This is a genomic window from uncultured Shewanella sp. (assembly GCF_947495455.1).
Classification (GTDB): domain Bacteria; phylum Pseudomonadota; class Gammaproteobacteria; order Enterobacterales; family Shewanellaceae; genus Shewanella.
In genome coordinates, this window is record NZ_CANLZC010000308.1 from 1 (window position 1) to 232 (window position 232).

The 232-nt window shown below is 40.9% G+C and carries 1 protein-coding gene; it reads left to right on the top strand.

The genetic code is table 11. The features are described from left to right. Positions 1-232, top strand: a 232-nt coding sequence (locus Q0791_RS25190; RefSeq protein WP_299011980.1) for a hypothetical protein, incomplete at both ends; no start/stop codon positions are given.

The following is a 232-nucleotide window of genomic DNA, read 5'->3' on the forward strand; positions in this document are numbered from 1 at the left end:
ACCAAGATGAAGCCGCAATAGGCACATTACTTGATGGGATTATTTATGATATTTTGCCTGCAATTGCATCCCATGCCGACGTCAAAGGTGATACTTATTGGACAAGTGCATTAAAAGATATCTATAACGACATTCGATTAAACGTCGCCGTCCTGTCAAACCAATTGCGAACACATGGAAAAATGGCAACCACGTATCTTGCAAGAGCCAAAGCGTACTTATTGGATGTTGA